Here is an 8,108-nt window from a genome sequence, read left to right as displayed (position 1 = left end):
CCGCGTTGCAGCGTGGCATCGCGGTGCTCGCGCAGCAGGGCGTTGGCGGTCTCGGGCCGTTCCAGGTCGAGCCAGAGATCGTGCAGACGCTCCAGCTCGCTCACCGTGGCCGGCGCGAAGCGCTGCTGCGAGAGCAGCTCCATGACGGCCGCCTGGCGTTCGGCCGGGGCGATGGGGCTGGTTTCATCTTCCTGTTGCAGCAGGTCGTGCGCCTGGTCCATGAAGGCATGCAGGGCTTCGCCCTCAAGGATGGCCTGGGCGTTGGCGGGCTGGGAGGTGTTCATGGAATCGATAGCAAGCAAGCGAAGCTGGAAAAGCCATGCAGGCCGACAGACCTCAAGGCGGCAACCCGCGATGCTAGCGGGCCGGCCCGCGCCAGGCCAGTGTGGCCGGGCTGTTTTCACGTCCTGTTACATGCAAAAAGCCCGGCATTGCCGGGCTTTCGTTACGCAAGAGGTCGCTGGGCCACCGGGGCCGCAGGGATCGGGTTGGGATCAGTGGCGCACCACGACCTCGCCGCGCAGCGTGAAGGTGCGTGCCTCGGTGATCTTCACATCGATCATCTGGCCGATCAGGCGTTCGTTGCCCGGGAAGTTCACCACGCGGTTGCACTCGGTGCGGCCCATGAGTTCGCTGCCATCGCGCTTGGACAGTCCTTCCACCAGCAGGCGCTGCACCGTGCCCACGCGCTCGTCGCTGATGTCCTTGATGTTGTTGTTGATCACGGCCTGCAGCTCCTGCAGGCGGCGCAGCTTGACCTCGTGGGGCGTGTCGTCGTGCAGGTTGGCGGCCGGCGTGCCAGGGCGGGGGCTGAAGATGAAGCTGAAGCTGTTGTCGAAGCGCACGTCGTGGATGAGCTTCATCATCTTCTGGAAGTCTTCCTCGGTCTCGCCGGGGAAGCCCACGATGAAGTCGCTGCTCATGGCCATCTCGGGCCGGATGGCGCGCAGCTTGCGGATGGTGCTCTTGTATTCCATGGCCGTGTAGCCGCGCTTCATGGCCATCAGGATCTTGTCGCTGCCGTGCTGCACGGGCAGGTGCAGGTGGCTGACCAGCTTGGGCAGCCGAGCGTAGGCCTCGATCAGGCGCGGCGTGAATTCGTTGGGATGGCTGGTGGTGTAGCGGATCCGCTCGATGCCGGGGATCTCGGACACGTACTCCAGCAGCAGGGCAAAGTCGGCGATCTCGGCCGTGTCACCCATCTTGCCCAGGTAGGCGTTGACGTTCTGGCCCAGCAGCGTGACTTCCTTCACGCCCTGGTCGGCCAGGCCGGCGACCTCGATCAGCACGTCCTCGAACGGGCGGCTGACTTCCTCGCCGCGCGTATAGGGCACGACGCAGTAGCTGCAGTACTTGGAGCAGCCTTCCATGATGGAGACGAAGGCCGAGGAGCCTTCCACGCGCGCGGGCGGCAGGTGGTCGAATTTCTCGATCTCGGGAAAGCTGATATCGACCTGGGGCTTGTGCCTGGCGGCGCGTGCATTGAGCAGCTCGGGCAGGCGGTGCAGGGTCTGCGGGCCGAAGACCACGTCCACATAGGGCGCGCGCTTGATGATTTCCTCGCCCTCCTGGCTGGCCACGCAGCCGCCCACGCCGATGAGCACGCCGCGTTCCTTCAGGTGCTTGTAGCGGCCCAGGTCGCTGAACACCTTCTCCTGTGCCTTCTCGCGCACCGAGCAGGTGTTGAACAGGATCAGGTCGGCCTGCTCCGGGTCGTCGGTGGACTCGTAGCCCTGGGCGGCGCCCAGCACATCGGCCATCTTGTCCGAGTCGTACTCGTTCATCTGGCAGCCGAAGGTTTTGATAAAGACTTTCTTGGACATGGTGGGGTTCCGTCAGGCAGCCGCCGCACTGCAAGCGGCGGTCTGCAAAAAAAGAAGATGGCCGGGCCAGGGCGGGCGCTGTGCTCCCTGGCCCGAGCCGCTGCGCCCCGCAAGCTGCGGGCCGCATCCATCGTGTGCGTGCGGTGTGCGCCGGCCTCAGTTGAAGAAGCGGTGCAGCATCGACTTGGGCTTGTAGTGCTTGTCGGCCTCGGCCTTGGTCAGGATCCAGGCCTGGTGCAGCCACTGCGTCTGCGGCTCGATCACATAGCCCACCACGAGCTTGCTGCCCTGGTAGTTGATGGCCTGCACCAGCGTGCGCTCGGGGCTGAACAGGCGAAAGCCCGGGCTGGTGCGAATGGTCTTGCCGTCGATTTCGACCACGGGAAACTGCGCGGTCACGACCAGCTCGCCGAACTGGGCCTGCGGCGGGAAGTTGCGTGTCTCGTTGGAGGGCAGGCCCTGCGCGGCCGCGCCCAGGCTGGCGCAGGCCAGGCCGGCGAGCAGGGCGCCGGCGCACAGACGGCGGACGGCAGAGAAATGGGGCTTGCAGCGGTTCATGGTGTACATCCAGGGGCTGAACCCGCGATTCTACGAACTTGCCGCCGCGCAGGCGCAGCACTCGGGCATTGGGTCAGGTGCGGCCCGGCGCATACAGCACCGCCTTGGGCGGGCGGCACAGGCCCCAGAAGCGCAGGCCGGTCAGCTCGGCCATCTGCACGCCCATGGCCGTGGGGGCGGAGATGGTGGCCAGGGCGGCGATGCCGACCCTGGCGCATTTGCGCACCAGCTCATGGCTGCCCCGGCTGGAGAGCACGACAAAACCGGCCTCGCCCAGGCGGCCGGTGCGCGAGAGGCGGCCGACCAGCTTGTCCAGCGCGTTGTGGCGGCCCACGTCCTCGAGCACATCCGTCAGTTGCCCGTCCAGCCCTGCCCAGCCTGTGGCATGCACGGCGCCGGCTTCGGCGTTGAGCCGCTGCAGCGGCGGCAGGGCATCGATGGCAGCGCACACCGTGGTGGCATCGACACGGGCGATCCAGTCGTGCGCGGGCAGGGGGTCGAAGGACAGGTCCAGCGCCGCGAAGCTGTCCACGCCGCAGACGCCGCAGCCTGTGCGCCCGCTCATGCTGCGGCGCCGGTCCTTGAGGCGCGCGAAGCAGCGCGAGGCCACGTCCAGCTGCACCTCGATGCCGTCCATGCCGGCCGGCAGGCCTGCCGCTTCGGCGGCCACTGCCCGCACCTCGATGCCGTAGCAGTCGGCGCCGCTGTCCAGGATGCCCTCGGTGAGCGCAAAACCCAGCGCAAAGTCTTCCAGGTCCGAGGGCGTGCCCATCATCACGGCGTGAGAGATGCCATTGAACACCAGGGCGATGGGGACTTCGCTGGCCAGCACCTGGGGTTCGGGCTGGAGGCTGACGGCGCCGCCATCGGCGATCCGGTGGCGCACCACCGCATGCGTGCGCAGTGCGGCAATGGCGGGCGCGATGGCGCAGGCAGCATCTGCCGGGCCCGAGTCCGGGGCGGGTGCGGGAGCGTGTTCGGTGGTGGCGTTCATGGCGTGGGCCGCGCAGGCGGCCTGCGCATGATATCGGTGCCGCCGCGCAGCTTCAGTCCAGTAATGCCATGCCCTTGATCTGGGCGAAGACATGCATGCCCGGCGCAATGCCCAGCTGCCGGGCGGAATGCAGGGTGATGCGCGCCAGCAGGCGGGACGGGCCCAGCTGCAGCGAGACCATGACCTGGCCCGGGCCGTCCTCGCGCAGATCCTGCACGGTGGCCGCCAGGATGTTGAGGATGCTGCTGTCTTGCGGGTGCTGCAGGCTCAGGCTCACATCGCGTGCCTGCACGCGCAACTGCACGGTTTCGCCGACGGGGCGCGGGGAGGCCATGACAAGGCGCAGACGCCCGCCATCGAAGCACAGCGTGCTCAGGTGAGCATCCGGATCGTGCTGCCGGATCTGCGCACTGAGCATGGACGCTGCCGTGTCGCCCATGCTCAGCGGCAGGTCCAGCCGTGCCAGCAGTTCGCTGGTGGCGCCGGCCGCGACGATGCCGCCTGCCTTGAGCAGCACCAGGTGCTGGGCCAGGCGCGCTACCTCGTCAATGGAGTGGCTGACATAGACCACGGGAATGTCGAGTTCACGGCGCAGCTGGTCCAGGTAGGGCAGGACCTCGGCCTTGCGCTGGGCGTCCAGCGCGGCCAGGGGCTCGTCCATCAGCATCACCCGCGGGCTGGTGGCCAGCGCCCGCGCAATGGCCACGCGCTGGCGCTCGCCGCCCGACAGGGTGGAGGGCATGCGGTCCATCAAATGGCCTATGCCCAGCAGGGACACGGCCTGCTCCTGGGACACCTTGCGCCGCGCGGCCGGCGTGCGCCGCATGCCGTAGTCGATGTTGCGCCGCACGGTCAGGTGCGGGAACAGGCTGGCTTCCTGGAACACATAGCCCAGCGCACGGCGGTGCGTGGGCAGCCATTGGCTGGCCGCATCGTCCTGCCAGACCTCGCCATTGACGGCGACGCGGCCGCGCGCGCGCTCCAGTCCCGCCAGGGCGCGCAGGCAGGTGGTCTTGCCGCAGCCCGAGGGGCCGAACAGGGCGGTGACGCCGCGCCCGGGCAACTGCAGCTGCACGTCAAGGCGGAAGTCGGCACGCTCCAGCGCCAGGTTTGCGATGATTTCCGAGGAGGGATGGGAGTGCGCGGCGTCGGACATCCGGGAGGCAGAGAAGGCGGTCATCATGCGCGGCGCTCCTCACGCGGCTGCAACAGGTGCAGGGCCAGAAGAACCAGGAAGGAGAACACCACCATGCCGCCTGCCAGCCAGTGGGCGTGGGCGTACTCCATGGCCTCCACATGGTCGTAGATCTGTACCGAGACCACGCGCGTCACGCCGGGAATATTGCCGCCCAGCATCAGCACCACGCCGAACTCGCCCACGGTGTGCGCAAAGGTCAGCACGGCCGCCGTGATGAAGCCCGGCCGCGCCAGCGGCAGCGCCACGGTGAAGAAGCGGTCCAGCGGCCCCGCGCCCAGGCTGGCCGCAGCCTCCATGGGTCGCGTGCCCAGGGATTCGAAGGCACGCTGCAGCGGCTGCACCGTGAACGGCATGGAATAGACCAGCGAACCGATGACCAGGCCCGGAAAAGTGAAGGGCAGGGTGCTCAGCCCCAGCGCCTGCGTCAGCTGCCCCACGGGGCCGTTGGGACCCATGGTCACCAGCAGGTAAAAACCGATCACCGTGGGCGGAAGCACCAGGGGCAGCGCCACCACGGCGCCAATCGGGCCGCGCCAGCGCGAGCGCGTATGCGCCAGCCACCAGGCCAGCGGCGTGCACAGCGTCAGCAGCAGCACCGTGGTCACGCTGGCAAGCTTGAGCGTCAACCGTATGGCAGCGTAGTCGTCGGCGGTAAGAATCATGCGGGGCAAATAGCAGGTGTCCGTAGGAAAACACAGCCCGAGAAACCGGCGCGGCCCAAGTCAGAGACAGCAAGCAAGGGCCGCCCCGCAGCGAGGCTGTCGTCCCCCTTCAGGGGGAAGCGGCGTAGCCGCTCAGGGGGTCAAAGCCCGTAGCCGTAGGAGCGGATGATGGCACGCGCTTTGTCAGCACGCAGGTACTTCATCAGCTCGGTGGCGGCTTCGTTGTCCTTGCCGCTGTGGAGCACGATGGCGTCCTGGCGGATGGGCTCGTGCATGGAGCCGGGCACCTGCCAGGCCGAGCCTTCGCGCAGCTTGCCGTTTTCCATCACCTGCGACAGGGCCACGAAGCCCAGCTGGGCATTGCCCGTGGCCGCGAACTGGTAGGTCTGGGCAATGTTCTCGCCCATCACGATGCGCGGCTGCACCTGGGCCGTGATGCCCAGCTTGTTCAGCACTTCCATGGCTGCCGTGCCGTAGGGCGCAAGCTTGGGATTGGCCACGGCGATGTGCCTGTAGTCGCCGGTCCTGAGGACCTCGCCCTTGTCGTCCACATAACCGGCCTTGGGGCTCCACAGCACCAGCTGGCCGATGGCGTAGGTGAAGCGCGAATCGGGCAGGCCGCGGCCCTCCTTGGCGATCTTCTCGGGCGTGGTGTCGTCGGCGGCCAGCAGGATCTGGAAGGGCGCGCCGTTGACGATCTGCGCATAGAACTTGCCCGTGGCGCCGAAGGACAGCAGGGCCTTGTGGCCGGTGTCCTTCTCGAACTCGGCGGCGATCTTCTGCATGGGCGCCGTGAAGTTGGCGGCGACGGCCACCGACACTTCGGCGGCCTGCGCAGCGGCCCAGCCGAACAGGGCAAGGGCGGCGAAGGCGGTGGCACGCAGGGGCTGGTTCACGTTCATGGGTCTCTCGCTATTCCGTTGGTGAATAGCGCAGTGTAACGACCTGAAAATGCGCATGCAGGGTGCAGGCGTTTTGCTTGGCGGGAAATAACGCTTGGCGGGCATGATGCTGCGCATGACTGCCGCAACCCCCGCTTCTCCCTCAGACCTGGTGCCCGCGCTGGGCCATGACCTGGCCGACCGGCGCATTGCCATCTTGCGGCATATCGCGGCAGGGCATTCGATTTCCCAGGCCGCGCGCGAGGCGGGTGTCAGTTACAAGGCGGCCTGGCAGGCGCTGGATGTGCTGACCAATCTGGCGGGCCGTGCCCTGGTGGAGCGCTCGGTGGGCGGCGCCGGCGGTGGTGGCGCGCGCATCACCGAGGCCGGGCAGTCCCTGCTGGCCATGGCCGATGCGCTGGAGCAGGCGCGCGCGCAGGTGCTGCAGCGCTTTGGCGGGCCCGCCGGCGTTTCTTCGGCGGCTCCCGGGCTGGGGCTGGGCCTGCGCACCAGCATGCGCAATCTGTGGCCTTGCCGGGTTGGTGCCCTGCAGGCGCAGGGCGCCCAAGTCCGCGTCTGGCTGCTGCCCGATGGCGGCGGGGATGCATCAGGCATTGCCGCACGCATCACCGAAGAAAGCGCCCAGTTGCTGGGCTTGGCGCCGGGCCTGCCCGTGATGGCGCTGTGCAAGGCCACGGCCGTGCAGGTGCTGCCTTGGGGGCCGCACTCCGATAGTCAGGGCGATGTGCAGGCCAATGTGCAGGGCATGTTGAATGCCTGGCCCGCCCAGGTCCAGCGCGTGGCCCGCGCCGCCAAGGCCGGGCCGCGCGAAGTGGTGGCCCGACTGCCTTGGGGTGGCAGCGGCGTGGGTTACGCGGCCGAGTCGGAAGAGGGCGGGTCCTGGACCTTGCGCGCAGGGCGCAAGGTCTGGCTGTGGGTGCCGGAGTCCGCCGTGGTGCTGGCCGTGGCTGACTGAGCCTGGTGGGCCGCAGCACGTTGCGCATGCGCTGCAGCGGCTGCAGATTAAGACGGGTCTTATGGCGCATTCAGGGCGAGATACGAAAAATCATGCCGCTATGAACCTGCGCGCCCCGGTGGCGCAGGTTTTCCTGGTGACTGATTCCTCGAAACATCCCTGGCCCCTCCATGAGCATCCTGAAATTCCGCAGGAAAGAGAAAGTGGCGGTCTATACCGCCTTGCTGTGCTCCCTCATCGCGGCGTTCATCTTCTTTGCATCCGAAGGTGTTGCCGACAGCTTGCAGCAACGGTTGGGTGCGCTGGCCATCTGCATCGCCATCGGCGCCTTGGTGACTCTGTTCAATCACTGGTGGTTCAGGGTCTGGGGCTGGCATCTGGTGCCGGTCACCCTGCTGCTGTTCTATGGCGGCACGCTCGTCGCAGGCTGGCTGTTTGGCGGGTGATGGCTGCAATGGCGGTGATGGGAACCTGTCGCCATGCTTTGCGTCGAAGAGCCTTTCCGACTGCCTCATCAAGCCATCCACGGCCTTGCCTCCGCCATGAAGACCACCCTGTCCACCGCCCTGATCTGCCTGCTCCTGTCCGCCCCGGCCCTGGCCCGTCCGTTGGACCCGGCGCCGCTGGATGCTTCGCAGTTCAACCTGGGACTGGTCGGCTTTGCAGGCCAGATCTCGCCCGCCGAGCGGCATCTGGAAGCCATGCTCAGGCGGCCTGAGGCCAATGCCGTCCTGCTGTCCGTGATCGACGATCCGCGCCGATCTCCCGTGGCCAAGCTCTATGCGCTGTGCGGCCTCAAGCGCCTGGGCAGCGGCGGCTACGAGGCTGCGCTGGTCAAGCTGCGCGGCTTTGAGGGCCAGATCTCCGTGATGCTGGGAGACCAGATGTTCCAGGAAGACATCCGCGAGGCGGCAGACCGCATCGAAAACCTGGAGTGCAGCGAAGGCGGCTGAGCCTGGGCACGCCGGTTGCCGGACAAAAAAAGAGCTGCCATCGGCAGCTCTTTGCATTGTGGG

Annotated in this window: 9 protein-coding genes and 1 pseudogene; 3 read left to right on the top strand and 7 right to left on the bottom strand. The window is 67.5% G+C overall.

The window, feature by feature from the left end:
- From L995_RS26995 to modA, 7 genes and pseudogenes are all read right to left on the bottom strand, one after another.
- Positions 1-284, bottom strand: a pseudogene (locus L995_RS26995) (hypothetical protein); the annotation flags it as partial.
- Between the two features lie 210 nt (positions 285-494).
- Complete coding sequence (gene miaB / locus L995_RS26990; RefSeq protein WP_047474437.1) at positions 495-1,823, bottom strand: tRNA (N6-isopentenyl adenosine(37)-C2)-methylthiotransferase MiaB; 1,329 nt, start codon at positions 1,821-1,823, stop codon at positions 495-497.
- Positions 1,824-1,979: 156 nt separating this feature from the next.
- Entirely contained in the window at positions 1,980-2,381 is a 402-nt protein-coding gene (locus tag L995_RS26985; protein WP_016447986.1) for a hypothetical protein, read from the bottom strand.
- 73 nt (positions 2,382-2,454) lie between these two features.
- Positions 2,455-3,375: a formate dehydrogenase accessory sulfurtransferase FdhD gene (gene fdhD, locus L995_RS26980; RefSeq protein WP_047474434.1), complete on the bottom strand. Its 921-nt coding sequence runs from the start codon at positions 3,373-3,375 to the stop codon at positions 2,455-2,457.
- Between the two features lie 52 nt (positions 3,376-3,427).
- Positions 3,428-4,558: a molybdenum ABC transporter ATP-binding protein gene (modC, locus tag L995_RS26975; RefSeq protein WP_047474431.1), complete on the bottom strand. Its 1,131-nt coding sequence runs from the start codon at positions 4,556-4,558 to the stop codon at positions 3,428-3,430.
- Complete coding sequence (modB, locus tag L995_RS26970; RefSeq protein ID WP_013804076.1) at positions 4,555-5,235, bottom strand: molybdate ABC transporter permease subunit; 681 nt, start codon at positions 5,233-5,235, stop codon at positions 4,555-4,557. The genes modC and modB overlap by 4 nt, the downstream gene beginning before the upstream one ends.
- Before the next feature lie 140 nt (positions 5,236-5,375).
- A complete protein-coding gene (gene modA, locus L995_RS26965) occupies positions 5,376-6,137 on the bottom strand; it encodes a molybdate ABC transporter substrate-binding protein (RefSeq protein WP_047474429.1) in 762 nt (253 codons plus the stop codon).
- A 103-nt stretch (positions 6,138-6,240) separates the two neighbouring features.
- On the opposite strand from modA, the gene L995_RS26960 reads away from it, so the two are divergent.
- The 3 genes from L995_RS26960 (at position 6,241) to L995_RS26950 (ending at position 8,045) form a co-directional block, all read left to right on the top strand.
- Complete coding sequence (locus tag L995_RS26960) at positions 6,241-7,092, top strand: TOBE domain-containing protein (protein WP_047474428.1); 852 nt, start codon at positions 6,241-6,243, stop codon at positions 7,090-7,092.
- Between the two features lie 170 nt (positions 7,093-7,262).
- A complete protein-coding gene (locus L995_RS26955; RefSeq protein WP_047474426.1) occupies positions 7,263-7,538 on the top strand; it encodes a hypothetical protein in 276 nt (91 codons plus the stop codon).
- Between the two features lie 96 nt (positions 7,539-7,634).
- Positions 7,635-8,045 (top strand): hypothetical protein, encoded by a 411-nt coding sequence (locus L995_RS26950; RefSeq protein WP_047474424.1) that lies wholly within the window; start codon positions 7,635-7,637, stop codon positions 8,043-8,045.
- Positions 8,046-8,108: the final 63 nt, after the last annotated feature.

The organism is Delftia sp. ZNC0008 (assembly GCF_000799035.1).
GTDB classification, from domain to species: domain Bacteria; phylum Pseudomonadota; class Gammaproteobacteria; order Burkholderiales; family Burkholderiaceae_C; genus Comamonas; species Comamonas tsuruhatensis.
This window is presented reverse-complemented; position numbering and strand designations above follow the sequence as displayed.

Coding starts and splice junctions, on each gene's coding strand:
- fdhD (WP_047474434.1), bottom strand. CDS start 3,375: ATGAACGCCACCACCGAACACGCTCCCGCACCCGCCCCGGACTCGGGC.
- modC (WP_047474431.1), bottom strand. CDS start 4,558: ATGATGACCGCCTTCTCTGCCTCCCGGATGTCCGACGCCGCGCACTCC.
- L995_RS26955 (WP_047474426.1), top strand. CDS start 7,263: ATGAGCATCCTGAAATTCCGCAGGAAAGAGAAAGTGGCGGTCTATACC.
- modB (WP_013804076.1), bottom strand. CDS start 5,235: ATGATTCTTACCGCCGACGACTACGCTGCCATACGGTTGACGCTCAAG.
- L995_RS26960 (WP_047474428.1), top strand. CDS start 6,241: ATGATGCTGCGCATGACTGCCGCAACCCCCGCTTCTCCCTCAGACCTG.
- L995_RS26985 (WP_016447986.1), bottom strand. CDS start 2,381: ATGAACCGCTGCAAGCCCCATTTCTCTGCCGTCCGCCGTCTGTGCGCC.
- L995_RS26950 (WP_047474424.1), top strand. CDS start 7,635: ATGAAGACCACCCTGTCCACCGCCCTGATCTGCCTGCTCCTGTCCGCC.
- miaB (WP_047474437.1), bottom strand. CDS start 1,823: ATGTCCAAGAAAGTCTTTATCAAAACCTTCGGCTGCCAGATGAACGAG.
- modA (WP_047474429.1), bottom strand. CDS start 6,137: ATGAACGTGAACCAGCCCCTGCGTGCCACCGCCTTCGCCGCCCTTGCC.